Here is a 17989-nt window from a genome sequence, read left to right as displayed (position 1 = left end):
CCGTGCCTCGGCCTACCGCATCGGCGTCGCGACCGGCGCCGGCGCGTAGCCGGTGGGCCGGGCCGTGAAGGTGCCGCGGCCCTGGGTACGGCTGCGCAACCGGGTCGCGTAGCCGAACAGTTCGGCCAGCGGCACGGTGGCGGTGACGACCGCCGCGCCCGCGCGGGTGACCGAGCCGGTCACCCGTCCGCGCCGGGCGGCGAGATCGCCGAGCACACCGCCGACCGCGTCCTCGGGCACGGTGACCGTGACCTCGACGACCGGCTCCAGCAGGACCATCGCGCAGGCGCGCAGGGCAGCGCGGAGACCGAGCCGGCCGGCCGTGCGGAACGCCGTGTCCGAGGAGTCCTTCACATGGGTCGCCCCGTCGGTCAGGGTGACCCGCAGCCCGGTCACCGGATGACCGCCGAGCGGCCCCTCGGCGAGGGCGTCACGGCAGCCCGCCTCGACCGCCCGGATGTACTCCTGCGGCACCCGCCCGCCGACGACGGCCGAGCGGAAGTCGAACCCTCCCTCCTCGTACGGCTCCACGTCGAGGACGACATGGGCGAACTGCCCTGCCCCGCCGTCCTGTTTGACGTGCCGGAACACCAGGCCGGACACACCCCGACCCACAGTCTCGCGGTAACTGACCCGGGGGCGGCCGACGTTGACCTCCAGCCCCAGCTCGCGCCGGAGCTTCTCCACCGCCACCTCCAGATGCAGTTCCCCCATGCCCGACAGCACCGTCTGCCCGGTCTCCGGGTCGGTTCGCGCGACCAGCGAGGGATCCTCCTCGGTCAGCCGCGCCAGCCCGGACGCCATGCGGTCGGTGTCACCGGCCCGGCGGGACTCGACCGCGACCGACACCACCGGCTCGGGCACACCGGGCGGTTCCAGGACGAGCGGCGCGTCCGGTGCGCACAGAGTCGAGCCGGCGCGGGCGTTCTTCAGCCCGACCACGGCCACGATGTCCCCGGCGACGGCCCGGTCCAGCGGGGCGTGCCGGTCGGCCCGGACGCGCAGGATCCGCCCGATCCGCTCGGTGCGCCGCGCGCTCGCGTCCCACAGGGTGTCTCCCTTCTCGATCGTGCCCGAGTAGATCCGCAGATAGGTCAGCCGTCCCGTCGAGGTGGCGTGCACCTTGAAGGCGAGGGCGGCCGCCGGCGCAGCGGGGTCGGCGGGCCGCGCCTGCTCCTCACCCTCGTGCGTGCCGCGGACCGGCGGCACGTCCAGTGGCGACGGCAGATAGGTCACGGCCGCGTCGAGCAGCGGCTCGACACCCCGGTTGCGGTACGCGGAGCCGCACAGCACGACCACGCCGTCGCCGTCCCGGGTCACCTCGCGCAGCGCCGAGGAGAGGGTCTCCTCGCAGAGCGTGCCCGTGTCGCAGAACTCCTCCAGCGCTCCCGGGTGCAGTTCCGCCACTGCCTCCTCCAGTGACCGGCGGCGCTCATGTGCTTCGCCGCGCAGTTCGTCGGCCACCGGCACGTCCTCGACGGCACCGTCATCGGTCCACAGCAGCGCGCGCATGCGCACCAGGTCGACGACGCCGGTGAAGGTGTCCTCCGCGCCGATGGGCAGCTGGACGACCAGCGGCGCCGGGTGCAGACGCTCCCGGATCGACGCCACGGCCGCGTCGAGGTCGGCCCCGGCGCGGTCCATCTTGTTGACGAACGCGATCCTCGGCACGCCGTGCCGGTCCGCCTGCCGCCACACCGACTCGCTCTGCGGCTCCACCCCGGCCACCGCGTCGAACACGGCCACCGCACCGTCGAGCACCCGCAGCGCACGCTCCACCTCGTCGGCGAAGTCGACATGCCCGGGTGTGTCGATGAGGTTGATCCGGTGCCCGTCCCAGGCGCAGCTGACCGCAGCGGCGAAGATGGTGATGCCCCGGTCGCGCTCCTGCGGGTCGAAGTCGGTGACGGTGGTGCCGTCGTGGACCTCGCCGCGTTTGTGCGTGGTGCCGGTGGCGAACAGGATCCGTTCGGTGACGGTGGTCTTGCCGGCGTCGACGTGGGCGAGGATGCCGAGGTTGCGGACGACGGCGAGCGGGTTGAGGTGGGTGCGCACGGCCCAGGGCCTTTCGATGCGATCGGGAAGGGGGCAGCGCGATTTCCGGGCGGGAAGGGCAGGGCGGCACACAGCCCTGACGTCACGTCAGAGTGCTCCTGCGTCCGGCGTTCTTCGTCCGGTCAGCCGATGCCGCCGCGCAGCGGGCACCGGGACGACGAAGACACGAGGATCACCTCGTAGCGCGGCAGGGAGACGGCGACAGCGGTGTGGTCACGCATGGCCGTCTCCCTTCGTCCGTCACATCGGTGCACCGCGCGGGTCGTGGGCGGCGCGGGTATGTGGGTGAGTGTAGGGAGGGCAGCGGGACGGGGGCCAGGGATTATTGCGGAGTCCCGCGGGTGCGGGACGGCCGGGGTCCCGTCGCGTATCGGCCGCCGGGATCCGGCGGTGGTTGCTGGTTGAACCTGCCGAGCCGCGCTTCGCCCCTCTGGTGTCGGAGCAACTCAGGTGCCCCGTCCGGTTCGCCCTCTCTCGGCGTGCCGGTGACTGCGGACTCTGGCCGTATGGGGGCTGTTGATGACGGGCTGCGCCGATTGCGGGGCGGCCGGTACGCGTGTCCGCGCTGTCGGTTGCCGCAGGATCGCGTGGCGACGCTGGAGCACGACTGGGTTCTGCTGGAACCGGGGGTGGAGGTGCCCGCGCATCTCGTGCCCGCGGGGCACCGGTGGATCACTCTGTCGGACGGCCGGGTCGCGATGTACGGCGTGTGCCCGCCGGACGGATCGCAGCCCTGCCGGATCGAGCACCGACTGACGTGCGCGCAGCAGCCGTTGCCCGACCTGTGGCCGTGGCTGACGGCCCTGCGGGAGGAGAACGCCAGGGCGGCGGAACGGCGGACCGACCCGGAACCGCCCCGGCCGCCGGAGGTGTGGCCGGACGCCGGGTAGGCGCAGCTCCTCCGTCCGACCGGCCCTCTCGGAAGGCCCCGGCCGGACCACTATTCCGGCGGAGTCGGCGTGTCGTGGGTGCGGTACATCGCCTGGACGTCCAGCTCCAGTTGGACGGTCGGACCGACCACGGCGATGCCCCGGGCCAGCATGGAACGCCAGTTGAGGGTGTAGTCCTCGCGGTGCAGTTCCGCCGTCGCCAGGGCCGCGCAGCGCAGCTCCTGCCCGTAGCCGCCGTTGACGGTGCCGAGGTACGTCGTGTCCAGGGAGACCGAGCGGCTGACGCCGTGCATCGTGAGGGAGCCCTGCAGCGTCCACTTGCTGCCGCCCCGGTAGGCGAAACGCGCGCTCGTGAAGTCGATGTACGGGAAGCGCTCGACATCGAGGAAGTCGGCGGACCGCAGGTGGTTGTCGCGGGTGGTGTTGCCGGTGGTGATGCTGGAGGCGTCGATCCGGACGTGCACGCGGGAGTCGGTCATCTCCGGGGCTATCCGGATGCCGCCCTCGAAGCGTTCGAAACGGCCGTGGACATGGGCCATGCCGACGTGCTTGGCGATGAACCGGATCGCCGTGTGCGGCGGGTCGAAGAGCCAGGTTCCGGGCGTCGGCAGCTGGAGCGCCTCGGCGGGCTGCAGCCAGACGCGCTCCGTGGCCGTCGGGGCGCCCGGGCCCGTCTCGATCGTCTCACGGTGCGGCCGCAGGCCCTCCGCCGAGATGAGCAGGCTGTACCGGCCGGGCGGCAGCGCCGCGAGGAAGTAGCCGTACGGGTCGGTCGTGCCGCGCACGGCGACGCGGTGGGTGTCCAGGGCGGTGACGGTGACGTCCGCGGCCGCCAGGGGCGAGCCCATCGGGTCGACGACCTCGCGGGCGACGGCGCCCGCGCCGGTGGGAAGGGGGAGGGCGAGGCCCGCCGCTGCGGCGGAGGAGCTCTTGAGCCACCGGCGCCGGAGCAGTGCGAGGGCCATGGTGGTCACCTTTCTTCGGGTGTGCGGCCGTACGCGCAGCGATTCAGCGCACGCCGACGGCCGCACCTTGCTGCGGTCACACCCCCTTGTCGATCTTGACGGGCCGGGCTCCGGTACGGGTGTCTCAATACGAGACAGTCAGGACTGCCCCTTGAAGGCGTCCGCGTGTTCGGCGGCCCACTGGGCGAAGGTGCGCGCAGGACGTCCGGTGACCTTCTCGACGGTGCCGGAGACCGTACGGCCCACCTCCGGGGTGTCCCCGTACGCCATGAGCAGGAAGCCGATGACGTCCTCCGGGAGGCCCGCCGCACGCCACTGCGCGAGGGCCTGCTCCTCGGTCAGCTCGACCAGGGTGATCTCCCGGCCGGTGGCGGCGGCGATCGTCTTCGCCTTGTCGCCGACGGTGAGCACGTCGGGGCCGGTGATCACGTACTGCCGGCCGCGGTGTCCCTCCTCGGTGAGCGCGACCGCGGCGACGGCGCCGATGTCGCCCTCGTGGACCATGGCGCTCAGCCGGTCGACGAACGGCTCCCGCACCTCGCCCGAGGCCACGATGCCGTCCGCCCACTCCAGGGCGTTGGCCATGAACTCGACCGGCATGAGCACGGTCCAGTCCACGCCGTCTTCGGCGCGCACCGCGTCCTCCAGCGGAGTGGGACCGCCGCCGTGCAGCACGGTGACGCGGCGGACTCCGGCGGAGCGGGCGAGCTCCAGGATCCGGGGGCCGGTCTCCAGCGGGCTGAAGGCAACGCCGCCGAAGGTGATCAGATGGAGGCCGGTGACCCCCTCCAGGGCCGGGGCCAGGCCGTCCGGCTCGGTCAGGTCGCCCTCGACGACCTCGACACCCGCCGGGAAGGCGGCCTTCGCCGCGTCACGCGTCAGGGCACGCACCTCGTGGCCCCGGTCGAGCAGTTCGGCGACGACCTGACGGCCGACGGTTCCGGTGGCGCCGGTGACAAGAATCCTCTGCGTCTGGGTCATGCCACGACCCTAGGAAGGCTTGCGGTCACCTTCTGTCCGCAAACTGGAGTCCGGCGGCCCTCCCTCGTACGCCGCCAGCAGTACCCCCCGAACCCCCTCCGCCGTCACCTCGCGCGGGTTGGCGTACGGCTCGCCCGCGGCCCGGGTCACCGCCGGTGGCACGTCGGCCTCCGTGAGACCGAGCTCGGCGAGGGAGCGCGGTGCTCCGAGGCGGCCGGCCAGGTCCCACAGGGCGCGGGGCACGTCGTCGGCGCCGAGGGCGCGGCGCAGGACGGTCAACGCCCGCGGGGCGGCGGGGGCGTTGTGGGCGAGGGCGTAGGGCAGGACGACGGTGTGGGTCTCGGCGTGGGGCAGGCCGTACGTGCCGCCGAGGACGTGGCACAGCTTGTGGTGCAGGCCCATCGTGGTCGCGCCGAGGCACGCGCCGCACAGCCACGCCGCGTACAGCGCCCGGCTGCGCGCGTCGAGGTCCTCCGGGTCGGCGGCCAGCCGCGGCAGCGCCTCGGCCATCGCCCGCACGCCCTCCTCGGCCATGACCGAGACCAGCGGGGAGACGTCCGGGGCGTACAGCGCCTCGACGGCGTGCGCGAGTGCGTTGATTCCGCTGGTGACGGTCAGCGCCACGGGCAGGGAGAGGGTGAGCCGGGGGTCGTAGACGACGCTGCGGGGCTGGACGGCCGGGTCGCGGCCGGTGCGTTTGGCGCCGTGCTCGGTCAGGCCCCAGACCGGGGTCATCTCGGAACCCGAGTAGGTCGACGGCACGGCGATCAGCGGCAGTCCGGTGCGCAGGGCGATCGCCTTGCCGAGCCCGATCGCGGAGCCGCCGCCGACCGCGACGCAGCCGTCCGCCCCGGCCGCCCGGACTACCTCGACGGCCCGGTCGGCGTCCTCGACGGGCACGTGCATCCGCGCCTCGGCGTGCAGCCCGGCGCAGCGGTCGCCGAGCGCGTCCGCGACCGCCCGGGCGGCGGGTTCGCCCCTGCTGCCGCACACCACGAGCAGCCGCCCGAGGCCCAGGCGGGCGGCCTCGTCCGGGGTGGCGGTGACGGCCGCTCCGGGCCGGAAGACGACCCGCACGGGCCGGGTCTCGTACGTGAACTCCTCCTGGAACGTCATGCGGTCCGCTCCAGGACGAGGTCGAAGCGAGCGTGCCGGAAGGGGTTCTGCACGCCGAACTCCCGGGCCAGCGAAGGATCGTCCGTGTCCGCGAAGTCCTGGACCAGGCTCTGCTTCACGGCGAACACCGCGTCGGAGTCGAGGTAGTCGCCGCCGGCCACGAAGATGTGCGTGGTGACGGGCGTGTGGCCCTCGGCCGCGGCGATGAAGTGGATGTGCGCGGGGCGGTAGGGGTGCCGCCCGGTCGCCCGCAGCAGCCCGCCCACGGGGCCGTCGGTGGGGATCGGATACGCCGCCGGGACGCAGGTGCGGAACCAGAAGCGGCCCTCGGCGTCGGTGGTGAACAGCCCGCGTCCGTTGCCCGGGGGCTGGACTCCGGGCTGCTGGACGTCGTAGTAGCCCTTGTCGTCGGCCTGCCAGACGTCGACGACGGCGTCGGGCAGCGGGGTGCCGTCCGCGGACCGCACCCGGCCGCTGACCACGCACCGCTCGCCGTCGCCCACCAGGTCGATGTCGTCGCCGAGTGCGCGGACCGGCGACTCGGTCATGTGGAAGGGGCCGAGCACGGTCGACTCGGTGGCCTCGGGCCCGCGATCGCCGCTCAGCGTCTCCACCAGCATGGACAGGCCCAGCACGTCCGACAGCAGGATGAACTCCTGCCGGGTGTCGGTGCAGGACTGGCCGGTCGCCGTGAGGAAGGCGATCGCCCGCTCCCACTCGTCCTGAGTGAGACGGGTCTCGCGCGCGAAGTCGTGCAGATGGCGGACGAGGCCGGTGAGCAGTTCGCGCAGCCGCGGGTCGGCGGTCCCGCGCAGACTGGCGAGGGCCTGCTCGGTGACGCTGGTCCCGGTCGCGTCGGTGGTCATCCCGGCTCCTCGTCGTCGGCGTCCGCTTCTTCCATCATGGCGCGCGCTCCGGCGGGCCATGGACGCGCCGCGGCGCGTCCTCGGGGGTTCTCAGGCGTGCCCCAGGACCCGCCGCAGCGCGTCCGCCAGCAGTTCCCCGGCCTCCGGAGCGGCGGACGCGTGCCGGAAGGCGACGAAGCCGTCCGGACGGACGAGGAGGGCGCCCGCGTCGGAGATCTCGCGCAGGCGCGCCCAGTCGCCGTAGGGGTCCTCGTACTGCCGGCCGGGGCCGATCACCACGGTGGCGACCGGGATGTCCTGAGCGGAGGCGGCCCGCACCCAGTCCTCTCCCCCGATGCCGGTCAGCAGGGTGAAGCGGCCCCGGCCGATCGTGTCGAGGGTGGAGAGGGTGCGGGTGCCGGAGGTGATCCAGGCGTGCGGGAGCCGGGCGCCGGGGCGGGAGGACGGCTGGTGGTGCAGCTCGGGGTCGCGAGTGAAGCCGGGGTCGGGCGTGCCGTCCGGGATGATCGCGCCGGACGTGTAGCGCTGGTTGAGGTCGACGCCGTGGGCGTTGAACTCGTAGACCTTGAAGGCGATCGCCTCGCGCAGCTTCGCCCGCTGCTTCTCGGCGGCCTCGGTGGCGTCCTTGCGGGCGGCGATGTTGGCCCACAGTTGCTCGGGGGTCTGCGGGGAGAGCCCGTCGAGGGCCTCGAAGACCGGGGCGGTCTCGCGGATGGACCGGTTGGCGCGGGTGACGATCTGCCGCCCCACCGGGGCGCGTTCGGCGGTGTAGCTGTCGAGCAGCCTGGGGTGGGCGGTGCCGTCGAGGACCAGCTTGAGCTTCCAGGCGAGGTTGTAGGCGTCCTGGATGGAGGTGTTGGAGCCGAGGCCGTTGGACGGCGGGTGCCGGTGCACGGCGTCGCCGGCGCAGAAGACCCGGCCGTTCGCGTACGTCTCCGCGTACATCTCGTTGACGGTCCAGGCCGAGGACGACTTGACGGTCACGGCGATGTCGTCGTCGCCGACGAGCCCCCGGACGATCGACTCGGCGTACTCGGTGGTCAGGTCGGGCGCGCCGGCGCTCACGTCGTAGCCCCAGACGATCAGCCACTCGTTCCAGGGGCGCACGCAGCGCACCAGGCCCGCGCCGATACCGCCGACCGTCGCGCCCGGGGCGAGGACCCAGTAGAGGGTGGACGGGCGATGGGCGGTGTATTTGCTGAGGTCCGCCTCGAAGACGATGTTGATGCTGCCCGCCACGCCCATCTGGCCGCCCATCGGCAGCCCGGCATCCGTGGCGACCTTCGACCGTCCGCCGTCGGCGCCGATCAGGTACTTGGCGCGGATCTCGTACGTGTCCCCGCGCAGCCGGTCGCGGACGGTCGCGGTGACGCCGTCGGCGTCCTGGGTGTGGGAGAGGTACTCGCTCTGGAAGCGGAGCCGGGTGCCGCGGGCGACGGCGGCGTTCACAAGGACCGGTTCCATGAGGTGCTGCGGCATGTCGCACATGCGGGTGGGGCTGGCGAGTTCGTGCTCGGCCTGCACCAACGGGTCGTTGCCCCAGGAGCGCACCCGGCCCAGTTCCTCGCCCGCCAGGCTGGTACAGAAGGTCGTGTTGCCCATCAGGTGCTGCGGGGTGGCCTGCGCGACGACCTCGTCCTCCACGCCGAGGTCGCGCAGCACCTCCATGGTGCGCTGGTTGGTGATGTGCGCGCGGGGTGTGTCGGCGAGGCTCGCGTAGCGGGTCACCACGATGTTGGGCACGCCGTAGGTGCTCAGGGCGAGCGCGGCCGAGGCACCGGCCGGGCCGCTGCCCACGATCAGGACGTCGGTCTCGACGACGGTGGACACGGGGGCGCTCCTACGGAAGGGGGTCGGGCGGCGGGATGCGGGACGTGCCTGATCATGGAGCGCTTCGGCCGGGCGCGGGTGTCTCATTACGAGACACCGGAGTGCCGGCGAAGGGCGGCGCAGGCACCCGCAGTTGTTTTCCGTTCAACTGAACCCGCTACGGTGGGCGGTGCCGTGACCACCACAGACCCCTCCCCCGCAGCCACCGCCCGGCCCTCGCTGCGCGTCGCCCGCGAGCGGTTCCTGTCGGGGTACCCGCTGCCGCAGGGCGTGCCGGAGGAGATCGTCGCGGCATGGCGGCGGGCGCGGTTCTTCGGCGTGCCGCACGACTTGGAGGAGCCGCCGGCATGTCCCCCGGCCTCCGAGGAGTCGACGCTGCTCGGCGCCGCCCGCCCGGTCCTCGACCGGATCGTCCCCGCGCTGGGCACGGGCCGGTCGCTGCTCCTCCTGACCGACGAGCGGCTGCGCGTGGTGTGGACGGCGGGGAACGTACCCGGGTTCGGCGTGTGCACCGTCCTGTCGGAGCAGGAGGTCGGCAACAACAGCGCGGCCCTCGCCCTGCGCACCCGGAGCCGGGCCGAGGTGCACGGGCCCGAGCACTTCCTCGACCGGTGGCAGGACGTGTCCGCGGTCAGCGTCCCGGTGCTGGGGCCGGAGAGCGGGCAGGTGCTGGGCACCCTGACGGTCGTGTCCCGGCTGTGTGCCGGCGGACCGCCGCATCCGCAGGCGGCCTTCGCCGAGGCGACCGTCACGGCGGTCGAGACCGAGCTGCGGGCGCGGGCCGGGCGGGGTGAGCGGGTGTTGCTGGAAGCCTACGTACGGGCGGCTCGGGGGCCGGACCGGGCCGTGGCGGCACTCGACGGCCGCAACCGGCTGGTCAGCGACGCGGCGCAGCGGTTGCTGACGCCCGAGGTGCTCGGGGCGCTGGAGCGCACGGCGGCCGGCGCGCGGGATACGGACGTCACGGGCTGCGCGGAGTTGCCGGAGGGAGCCGGGTGCACCGCGCGTCTCACTCCGGTGCGTCTGGACGGCAGGACCATCGGCATCGTGGCCGCCCTGGAACCGCTCGCCCCTCCCGCGTTCCCGGTGCGGGACTCGGCCCCGCCGGTCGCTCTGACCGGCTCCTCGGTCCCCTGGCGGCACGCCGTCGGACGGGGCGTCGAACTGGCCCGCTCCCGGGAGCCCCTGCTGCTCACCGGTGAGCGCGGCACGGGCAAGTCCGCACTGGCACGGGAGTTGTCCGGCGCGGGCCCCGTCCAGGTCGCCGACGCGGCGCAGGACGCCGGGCTCGACCAGGCCCTGCCCGCGTGGCAGCCCGACCGCCCGCTCCTGCTCCGTCACGCCGAGCGCCTCGCGCAGCCCGGCGTGGCCGCGCTCAACTCCCTGCTCGACCAGCACCCGGACACCCGGTTGCTGGTCACCTACACGCCCGGCGCGCCGGCCGGCCCCTGCCTCCAGCGCCTGCTGGACAAGCTGTCCGCCCGCTCGGTGACCCTGCCGCCGCTACGGGAACGCACCGAGGACATACGGGACCTCCTGCCGGCCCTCACCCCCCGCCCCGCGCCCGGGCAGCCGCCGCTGACCTGGACCCTGGACGCCCTGCGCGCGCTCGAGCTGTACCCGTGGCCCGGGAACGTCACCGAGCTGGCCCATGTCGTCCGGGCCCTCGCGGAGCACCGGCGGGTGTCCGGGCCGGTCCGCCGGGCGGAGCTGCCGGACGCCGTCCGGGAAGGACCGGCCGCGCGCCCGCTCAGCCCGATGGAGCACGCCGAACGCGCCGCGATCCTGGAGGCGCTGCACCGGCACGGCGGCAACAAGGCACGCGCGGCGGCCGCGCTGGGGATCGGCCGGGCGACGCTGTACCGCAAGCTGCGGGGCTACCGGCGCTGAGCCAGGGTGATGAGCTCTGGTGATGAGCCCTGATGCACAACAGCTCGGGCGGGTCGAGAAGATCTCGACCCGCCCGAGCTGGTCTGTGTCCGAGGGGGGACTTGAACCCCCACGCCCGATAAAGGGCACTAGCACCTCAAGCTAGCGCGTCTGCCATTCCGCCACCCGGACCAGGTGTCTGCCGCCTTGCCAGGGGTGTTCCCCGCGGCGGCACGGACAACAATACCAAGCTTTCGGAGTGCCTTTCACCTGCGTTTCCGTCCGCCTGGCGGGGGTCCGGGACCTCGCGCTCCGATACCTCTAGGGTCGCACCATGAGTGACTGGATGGTTACGCAGAACTCCTCGGCGGGGCGTCGGCCGCGTGCGCTGTCGCCGCTCCGGGAGCATCTGCGGGACACGTTCTGGTTCGCCCCCATGGCGGCGATGGTGGGCGTCTTCGTGGTCTGGGTGGGAGCGCAGGCGCTCGACACGGCCATCGTCGACGCGCTCCAGGAGGACCGGGACTACGAGACGCTCGACGAGCTGCTGCGGTTCGCGGAGGACGCCAAGGCCGTGGTGAGCGCGGTCGGCTCGGCGATGATGACCTTCATCGGTGTGGTCTTCAGCATCTCGCTGGTGGCCGTGCAGATGGCGAGCGGGCAGTTCACCCCCCGCGTGGTGCGGCTCTTCGTCCGGAGCCGGATCACCAAGGCGACCTTCGCGGTCTTCCTGGCGACCTTCGTGCTGAGCCTGCTGGTCCTGACGAGCTTCGACAGTGTCGAGGACCCCCGGGCCGTCACCTCGGTTCCTCTCGTGCAGTCGGTCCTCACCCTCTGCATGGTCGCGCTGAGCCTGCTGCTCTTCGTGCTGTACGTGAATGCCACCCTGCGGCTGATGCGGATCAGCCATGTGATCGCGCGGATCGCCTCGGAGTCGTTCCGGGTCGCCGCCTCGATGCCCGTTCCGGTGGGCGGGCAGGAGGCTCCCGTCCTCGGTACCGAGACCGCGTGGGTACCGCACGAGGGCCGGGCGGGGGTGCTGCGGGACGTGCACATCGCGCGGCTGGTGCGGGTGGCGCGCGCACACGGGGTCGTGCTCCGGCTGATCCCGCGGATCGGGGACTTCGTGGTGCCCGGGATGCCCGTGCTGGCGGTCTACGGCGGTCCGGTCCCGCCCCGCAGGGTGCTGCGCTACGCGATCTCGGTGGGGGTGGAGCGGACCTACCACCAGGATCTCGGTTTCGGGCTCCGGCAGTTGTCCGACATCGCGTTGCGCGCCCTGTCGTCCGCGATCAACGATCCGACGACCGCCGTCCAGGCGCTGGACCGTGTCGTCCAGTTCCTGGCCGCGCTGAGCCGGCGGCCGCTGGACGCCGCCCTGCACCGGGACCGGGCCGGTGCGGTGCGGCTGGTGCAGCCCGTGCCCGGCTGGACCGAGCTGGTGGACCTCGGGTTCACCGAGACGCGGGGGTGCGCCGGCGGGAGCCCGCAGGTCTCCCGGCGCATGCTGGCCGGCCTGGACGACCTCCTCCTGCTCGCGCCGCCGGAACGCCGCGAGCCGCTGCTGCGCCATCGCGAACTGCTCCGGCAGGCCGTCGACCTGGCCGCGCCGACCTCGGCCGACCGGGAGTTCGCCCTGCGCCCGGACCGGCAGGGCATCGGCTGAGCGATGTCTCACCGCACCCGGGGCAGGTCCGGGGAGCGGCCCGCCCTCCGTGGCATGGCCGGACCGGGGGCGGGCCGCCCAGGCGTCCGACGCCGGCACCGACGCGACGGACCGCGTGGCGAACCGGCGTCGGACGCGCCCCCCTTCATCAGGGCAGCAGCTGGTACTCCGGGAAGTTGCCCGGCAGCCGCTCCCCCTGCGGTCCCCGCGTCACGGCGCGCACCAGCAGATCGCCGCCGACGAACGCGCCGCGCCAGGACGCGCCGAGCCCGCCGAACAGCTCGTCGCGGTCGCCCCGGGAACGGGGCGCGCCGTGGCCGACCTTGAACGCCCGGATGTGCGGGGCGAGCCGGTCGTACGTCGCCCGGGCGTCGGTGGACAGCGTGGCGACCAGCGCGCCGTTGGAGGCGTTCATCGCGGCCAGCAGCTCCGCCTCCGTGTCGACCAGGACGATCGTGTCGACCGGGCCGAACGGCTCCGCGTGATGCAGCGGAGAGGACGACGGCGGATTGAGGAGCGTGACCGGCTGGACGTAGGCGGAGGTGTCCTGGCCGGGCAGGAAGCGGGCCTCGTCGGGCCTGCCGCGGTGCAGGGGTACGGCGCCGCGCTCGATCGCCTCGGCGACCTGGTCCTGGAGCTCCTTCGCCTTGGCCGCGTTGATCACCGGCCCGAAGTCCAGCTCCGGGTACGGGTCGTCCCGCTGCTCCACGGCGAGCGGATGCCCGACCCTGAGCGTGCGTACCGCCGGGAGGTACGCCGCCAGGAACGCGTCGAACAGGTGCCGCTGGACGACGAAGCGTGGGTACGCCGTGCAGCGCTGCTTGCCGTAGTCGAAGAGCCCCGGGATCACCGCGGTGAGCGTGTCCCAGTCCGAGTAGTTCCAGATGCCCCAGGTGTTGAGTCCTTCCTGTTCGAGTACGTGTCGTTTGCCTAGGTCGGCGACGGCCGTGGCCACGGCGACGCCGGTGTCGCGGCCGCCGACGAAGGAGACGCAGCCGATCTCGGGCGCCCGCACCAGCGCCTCGGACAGCTCGCCTCCGCTGCCGCTGACGAGGGTCACGGGAACTCCCTCGCGGGCGGCGAGGGCACAGGCCAGGGTCAGGCAGGCGACACCGCCGTCGGTCGGGGTCTTGGCGATGACCGCGTTGCCTGCCAGTGCCTGTACCAGCAATGCGTGAACGAGCACGCTCATCGGGTAGTTCCAGCTGGCGATGTTGGACACGGGGCCGTCCAGCGGGGTCCGGCCGGCGAGCATCGGTTCGATGCCGTCGACGTACCAGCGGACCCCGTCGATGGCCCGGTCGACGTCCGCCTGGGCGAGCCGCCAGGGCTTGCCGATCTCCCAGACGAGCAGGAGTGCGAGCAGGCCGCGGTGTTCGGTGAGGGCGTCGAGGGTGGCCGCGATCCGGGCCCGGCGCTCCTCCAGGGGGAGGTGCCGCCAGGCGCGGTGCCGGTCGAGTGCGGCGCACACGGCCCGGTGGGCGGTGGTTCCGTCCAGGCGTGGCGGGCCGATGATCGGGGTGCCGTCGACCGGGCTGACGGCGGGCAGGACCCGGCCGTCCTCCTGCCAGGCGCCGTTCCAGAGGTTGAGGACCCGGTCGTCGCGGAAGGCCTCGGGGGCGACGGCGAGACAGCGCCGCCACGCATCGGGCCAGGACGTGCCGGTCTTGAGGGTGAGGGTGGGTGCCATGGGGGTGCTCCGCTCTCGGTGCACAGTCGGGGGCGGGGAATTCGGCGTGGGATGGCCCGGCTGTCGGCCGGGAATCGGCGTGGGCGGCCCGGCAATCGCCCGGAATCGGCGTGGGAGGGCCGGCTACCGGCCATCGAGCCGCGCGAGCACCAGCTTCGCCGTCTCGGTCGGTGTGCTGCCCACGCTCACCCCGACCGCCTCCAGGGCCTCCTTCTTCGCTGCGGCCGTGCCGGAGGAGCCGGACACGATCGCCCCGGCGTGCCCCATGGTCTTGCCCTCGGGTGCGGTGAATCCGGCGATGTAGCCGACGACCGGCTTGGTGACGTGCTCGCGGACGTACGCCGCCGCGCGTTCCTCCGCGTCGCCGCCGATCTCGCCGATGAGGACGATCAGTTCGGTGTCGGGGTCGTCCTGGAAGGCGGCGAGGCAGTCGATGTGCGTGGTGCCGACGACGGGGTCGCCGCCGATGCCGACGCAGGTGGAGAAGCCGATGTCGCGCAGCTCGTACATGAGCTGGTACGTCAGCGTGCCGGACTTGGAGACCAGGCCGATGCGGCCCGGCTTGGTGATGTCGGCCGGGATGATGCCCGCGTTGGACTGGCCGGGGGTGATGAGGCCCGGGCAGTTGGGGCCGACGACGCGAGTGCCCTTGCCCTTGGCGTACGCGGTGAAGGCGACGGAGTCGTGGACGGGTATGCCCTCGGTGATGACGACGGCGAGGCCGATGCCGGCGTCGGCGGCTTCGACGACGGCCGCCTTGGCGAAGGCGGGCGGCACGAACAGGACGGTGACGTCCGCTCCGGTGGCGCGCATCCCGTCGGCGACCGAGCCGAAGACGGGCACGGCCATGGGGACATCTCCCAGGCCCCTAAGGCACTGGGGGACGTCGAAGTCGACGGTGCGGCCGGCCTTGCGCGGGTTGACGCCGCCGACGACGTTGGTGCCGGCCGCGAGCATCCGCCGGGTGTGCTTCATGCCCTCGCCGCCGGTCATGCCCTGGACGAGGACCTTGCTCTCCTTGGTGAGGTAGATGGCCATGGCGTTCCCTCTCCTCAGGCCGTGGTGGCGAGTTCGGCGGCACGGGCGGCGGCGCCGTCCATGGTGGTGACCTGCTGGACCAGCGGATGGGCGTGCTCGTCGAGCACGGCCCGGCCCCGGGCCGCGTTGTTGCCGTCGAGACGTACGACGAGCGGCTTGGTCAGCCGCACGGTCTCCAGGGCCTGCACGATGCCGTCGGCGACCGCGTCGCACGCGGTGATCCCGCCGAAGACGTTGACGAAGACGGATCTCACGGCCGGGTCGGAGAGGATGACCGACAGTCCGTCCGCCATGACCTGGGCGCTCGCCCCGCCGCCGATGTCGAGGAAGTTGGCGGGTCGCGCGCCGCATCCCGCGACCACGTCGAGCGTCGACATGACAAGGCCGGCGCCGTTGCCGATGATGCCGACCTCGCCGTCCAGCTTGACGTAGTTGAGGCCCTTCGCGGCGGCGGCCGCCTCCAGCGGGTCGTCGCGCCCGGTGTCGTCCGCGCCCCAGCGTGCCTGCCGGAAGCGGGCGTTGTCGTCGAGGGTGACCTTGCCGTCGAGGGCCAGGATCCGGCCCTCCTTGGTGCGGACGAGCGGGTTGACCTCGACGAGGAGGGCGTCCTCGCGGACCAGGACCTCCCACAGGCGTACGAGGACGTCGACGGCCTGGGGCTGCAATCCGGCCGCGTCGGCGATCTCGGTGGCCTTGGCCGAGGTCACACCCTCGGCCGGGTCGACGGGGACGCGGGCGACCGCCTCCGGCCTCGTGGCGGCGACCTCCTCGATCTCCATGCCGCCCTCGGCCGAGGCGATCGCGAGGAAGCGGCCCGCCGCGCGGTCGAGTACGTAGGACACGTAGAACTCGGTCTCGATGTCCACGGGTTGGGCCAGCATGACCTTGCCGACCGTGTGGCCCTTGATGTCCATGCCGAGGATCTGGCGTGCGGTCAGCTCCGCCGCGGCCGGGTCGGCGACCAGTCTCACACCGCCTGCCTTGCCGCGCCCACCGGTCTTCACCTGGGCCTTCACCACGACTCGGCCACCGAGCCGGCGGGCGATCTCGCGCGCCTCCTTGGGCGAGTCGGTCACCTCGGCCCGCGGGACCAAGATGCCGTGTTCTTCGAAGAGTTCCCTTGCCTGGTGTTCGTACAGGTCCATTTCGGCTCCTGACTGCCGTGTCTTCTGGGGAGCGACCCCCAGTCCCCCGAAAATGCCGCACGCCCCTGGACACCACCCACCGGATGCGGGATAACAAGCTTCATACAGTATCCGTCGACTGTATGCAATGTACTGCGAGCCGCTCCAACCCCCTACGAAGGGACAGGACTTCGCCATGCCCGACGACACCCAGGACGTGATTTCCGGTGGTCATCTCGTAGCCAAGGCGCTGAAGGCCGAGGGGGTCGACCGCATCTACACGCTGTGCGGCGGCCACATCATCGACATCTACGACGGCTGCGTCGACGAGGGCATCGAGGTCGTCGACGTACGCCACGAGCAGGTCGCCGCCCACGCCGCCGACGGTTACGCGCGCATCACCGGCAAGCCCGGCTGCGCGGTGGTCACCGCGGGACCGGGAACGACCGACGCCGTCACCGGTGTCGCCAACGCCTTCCGCGCGGAGTCCCCGATGCTGCTGATCGGCGGCCAGGGGGCCCTCACCCAGCACAAGATGGGGTCCCTCCAGGACCTGCCGCACGTCGACGTGATGAACCCCATCACCAAGTTCGCGGCGACCGTGCCCGACACCGCCCGCGCCGCGGACATGGTGTCCATGGCGTTCCGCGAGTGCTTCCACGGCGCGCCCGGCCCCTCCTTCCTGGAGATCCCGCGCGACGTCCTGGACGCCAAGGTTCCGGCCGCCAAGGCGCGCGTGCCGCAGGAAGGCGCCTACCGCGCCTCGACCCGCTCGGCCGGCGACCCCGAGGCGATCGAGAAGCTCGCCGACCTGCTGGTGCACGCCGAGAAGCCGGCCATCCTGCTCGGCAGCCAGGTCTGGACGACCCGCGGAACCGAGTCGGCCATCGAGCTCGTCAGGACCCTCAACATCCCCGCCTACATGAACGGCGCGGGACGCGGCACCCTCCCGCCCGGCGACCCGCACCACTTCCAGCTCTCGCGCCGGTACGCCTTCTCCAACGCCGACGTCATCGTCATCGTCGGCACGCCCTTCGACTTCCGCATGGGCTACGGCAAGCGGCTGTCCCCGGACGCGACCGTCGTGCAGATCGACCTCGACTACCGCACGGTCGGCAAGAACCGCGACATCGACCTCGGCATCGTGGGCGACGCCGGCCTGGTGCTGAAGTCGGTGACCGAGGCGGCCTCCGGGCACGCTTCTCATGGATACGGCAACGGAGGTGCGTCCAAGCGCAAGGAGTGGCTGGACGAGCTGCGGGCGGCCGAGCAGAGCGCTCTGGAGAAGCGGCTGCCCAACCTGAAGTCCGACGCCTCACCCATCCACCCCTACCGCCTGGTCAGCGAGATCAACGACTTCCTCACCGAGGACTCCATCTACATCGGCGACGGCGGCGACATCGTCACCTTCTCCGGGCAGGTCGTGCAGCCCAAGTCGCCCGGGCACTGGATGGACCCGGGCCCGCTCGGCACGCTCGGCGTCGGCGTCCCCTTCGTGCTCGCGGCCAAGCAGGCGCGGCCCGACAAGGAGGTCGTCGCGCTCTTCGGCGACGGCGCGTTCTCCCTGACCGGCTGGGACTTCGAGACGCTCGTCCGCTACAACCTCCCCTTCGTCGGCATCGTCGGCAACAACTCCTCCATGAACCAGATCCGCTACGGCCAGGCCGCCAAGTACGGCAAGGAACGCGAGCGGATCGGCAACACCCTCGGCGACGTCCGCTACGACGAGTTCGCCCGGATGCTGGGCGGTCACGGCGAGGAGGTCCGCGACCCCGCCGACATCGGCCCGGCCCTGCTGCGCGCCCGCGAGTCCGGCAAGCCGTCGCTGATCAACGTCTGGGTCGACCCCGACGCGTACGCCCCCGGAACCATGAACCAGACCATGTACAAGTGAGGTGC

At 72.6% G+C, this 17989-nt stretch carries 13 protein-coding genes and 1 tRNA gene; 4 read left to right on the top strand and 10 right to left on the bottom strand.

Going from position 1 to position 17989, the window contains the following annotated elements; all coding sequences use genetic code 11:
* Positions 1 to 12: 12 nt before the first annotated feature.
* Positions 13 to 2055, bottom strand: coding sequence for an elongation factor G (gene fusA, locus G3I77_RS06685; RefSeq protein WP_248501665.1), 2043 nt, complete (start codon positions 2053 to 2055; stop codon positions 13 to 15).
* Positions 2056 to 2561: 506 nt separating this feature from the next.
* On the opposite strand from fusA, the gene G3I77_RS06680 reads away from it, so the two are divergent.
* Positions 2562 to 2945, top strand: coding sequence for a DUF6083 domain-containing protein (locus G3I77_RS06680; RefSeq protein ID WP_282572646.1), 384 nt, complete (start codon positions 2562 to 2564; stop codon positions 2943 to 2945).
* 50 nt (positions 2946 to 2995) lie between these two features.
* Here G3I77_RS06680 and G3I77_RS06675 read toward each other — a convergent pair whose 3' ends face one another.
* From G3I77_RS06675 to G3I77_RS06655, 5 genes are all read right to left on the bottom strand, one after another.
* Positions 2996 to 3910: a YceI family protein gene (locus tag G3I77_RS06675; RefSeq protein WP_248501663.1), complete on the bottom strand. Its 915-nt coding sequence runs from the start codon at positions 3908 to 3910 to the stop codon at positions 2996 to 2998.
* 138 nt (positions 3911 to 4048) lie between these two features.
* On the bottom strand, positions 4049 to 4891 hold the full coding sequence (locus G3I77_RS06670) for an NAD(P)H-binding protein (protein ID WP_248501662.1): 843 nt from the start codon (positions 4889 to 4891) through the stop codon (positions 4049 to 4051).
* 9 nt (positions 4892 to 4900) lie between these two features.
* Entirely contained in the window at positions 4901 to 6007 is a 1107-nt protein-coding gene (locus tag G3I77_RS06665) for a maleylacetate reductase (protein WP_248501661.1), read from the bottom strand.
* Positions 6004 to 6873 (bottom strand): intradiol ring-cleavage dioxygenase, encoded by an 870-nt coding sequence (locus G3I77_RS06660; RefSeq protein ID WP_248501660.1) that lies wholly within the window; start codon positions 6871 to 6873, stop codon positions 6004 to 6006. Before G3I77_RS06660 ends, G3I77_RS06665 begins: the two co-directional genes overlap by 4 nt.
* 90 nt (positions 6874 to 6963) lie before the next feature.
* Positions 6964 to 8703, bottom strand: coding sequence for an FAD-dependent monooxygenase (locus tag G3I77_RS06655; protein WP_248501659.1), 1740 nt, complete (start codon positions 8701 to 8703; stop codon positions 6964 to 6966).
* Positions 8704 to 8877: 174 nt separating this feature from the next.
* Between G3I77_RS06655 and G3I77_RS06650 the strand changes: the two genes are divergently transcribed.
* Positions 8878 to 10593, top strand: a complete 1716-nt coding sequence (locus tag G3I77_RS06650) for a helix-turn-helix domain-containing protein (protein WP_248501658.1) — start codon at positions 8878 to 8880, stop codon at positions 10591 to 10593.
* An 86-nt stretch (positions 10594 to 10679) separates the two neighbouring features.
* On the opposite strand, the gene G3I77_RS06645 is transcribed toward G3I77_RS06650, so the two are convergent.
* Positions 10680 to 10764 (bottom strand) — tRNA-Leu (locus tag G3I77_RS06645).
* Between the two features lie 142 nt (positions 10765 to 10906).
* Between G3I77_RS06645 and G3I77_RS06640 the strand changes: the two genes are divergently transcribed.
* The gene (locus tag G3I77_RS06640) at positions 10907 to 12238 is read left to right on the top strand and encodes a DUF2254 domain-containing protein (protein WP_248501657.1); all 1332 of its coding nucleotides are present in this window, start codon (positions 10907 to 10909) and stop codon (positions 12236 to 12238) included.
* 148 nt (positions 12239 to 12386) lie between these two features.
* Here the strand turns inward: G3I77_RS06640 and G3I77_RS06635 are convergent, their stop codons facing one another.
* From G3I77_RS06635 to sucC, 3 genes are all read right to left on the bottom strand, one after another.
* Positions 12387 to 13928 carry an aldehyde dehydrogenase family protein gene (locus tag G3I77_RS06635; RefSeq protein WP_248501656.1) on the bottom strand — a complete coding sequence of 514 codons (1542 nt, stop codon included), beginning with the start codon at positions 13926 to 13928 and terminating at the stop codon, positions 12387 to 12389.
* 123 nt (positions 13929 to 14051) lie between these two features.
* On the bottom strand, positions 14052 to 14966 hold the full coding sequence (gene sucD / locus G3I77_RS06630; protein WP_248501655.1) for a succinate--CoA ligase subunit alpha: 915 nt from the start codon (positions 14964 to 14966) through the stop codon (positions 14052 to 14054).
* A 14-nt stretch (positions 14967 to 14980) separates the two neighbouring features.
* Entirely contained in the window at positions 14981 to 16111 is a 1131-nt protein-coding gene (sucC, locus tag G3I77_RS06625; protein WP_248501654.1) for an ADP-forming succinate--CoA ligase subunit beta, read from the bottom strand.
* 175 nt (positions 16112 to 16286) lie between these two features.
* On the opposite strand from sucC, the gene G3I77_RS06620 reads away from it, so the two are divergent.
* The gene (locus tag G3I77_RS06620) at positions 16287 to 17984 is read left to right on the top strand and encodes a thiamine pyrophosphate-binding protein (RefSeq protein WP_248501653.1); all 1698 of its coding nucleotides are present in this window, start codon (positions 16287 to 16289) and stop codon (positions 17982 to 17984) included.
* Positions 17985 to 17989: the final 5 nt, after the last annotated feature.

It is taken from the genome of Streptomyces sp. D2-8 (assembly GCF_023184515.1).
Taxonomy (GTDB): Bacteria; Actinomycetota; Actinomycetes; order Streptomycetales; family Streptomycetaceae; genus Streptomyces.
Note: the sequence above shows the minus strand (reverse complement) of the source record. Positions and strands in the feature narration are given on the sequence as shown.

Coding starts and splice junctions, on each gene's coding strand:
- G3I77_RS06665 (WP_248501661.1), bottom strand. CDS start 6,007: ATGACGTTCCAGGAGGAGTTCACGTACGAGACCCGGCCCGTGCGGGTC.
- G3I77_RS06670 (WP_248501662.1), bottom strand. CDS start 4,891: ATGACCCAGACGCAGAGGATTCTTGTCACCGGCGCCACCGGAACCGTC.
- G3I77_RS06675 (WP_248501663.1), bottom strand. CDS start 3,910: ATGGCCCTCGCACTGCTCCGGCGCCGGTGGCTCAAGAGCTCCTCCGCC.
- G3I77_RS06660 (WP_248501660.1), bottom strand. CDS start 6,873: ATGACCACCGACGCGACCGGGACCAGCGTCACCGAGCAGGCCCTCGCC.
- sucC (WP_248501654.1), bottom strand. CDS start 16,111: ATGGACCTGTACGAACACCAGGCAAGGGAACTCTTCGAAGAACACGGC.
- G3I77_RS06620 (WP_248501653.1), top strand. CDS start 16,287: ATGCCCGACGACACCCAGGACGTGATTTCCGGTGGTCATCTCGTAGCC.
- G3I77_RS06640 (WP_248501657.1), top strand. CDS start 10,907: ATGAGTGACTGGATGGTTACGCAGAACTCCTCGGCGGGGCGTCGGCCG.
- sucD (WP_248501655.1), bottom strand. CDS start 14,966: ATGGCCATCTACCTCACCAAGGAGAGCAAGGTCCTCGTCCAGGGCATG.
- G3I77_RS06680 (WP_282572646.1), top strand. CDS start 2,562: ATGGGGGCTGTTGATGACGGGCTGCGCCGATTGCGGGGCGGCCGGTAC.
- G3I77_RS06635 (WP_248501656.1), bottom strand. CDS start 13,928: ATGGCACCCACCCTCACCCTCAAGACCGGCACGTCCTGGCCCGATGCG.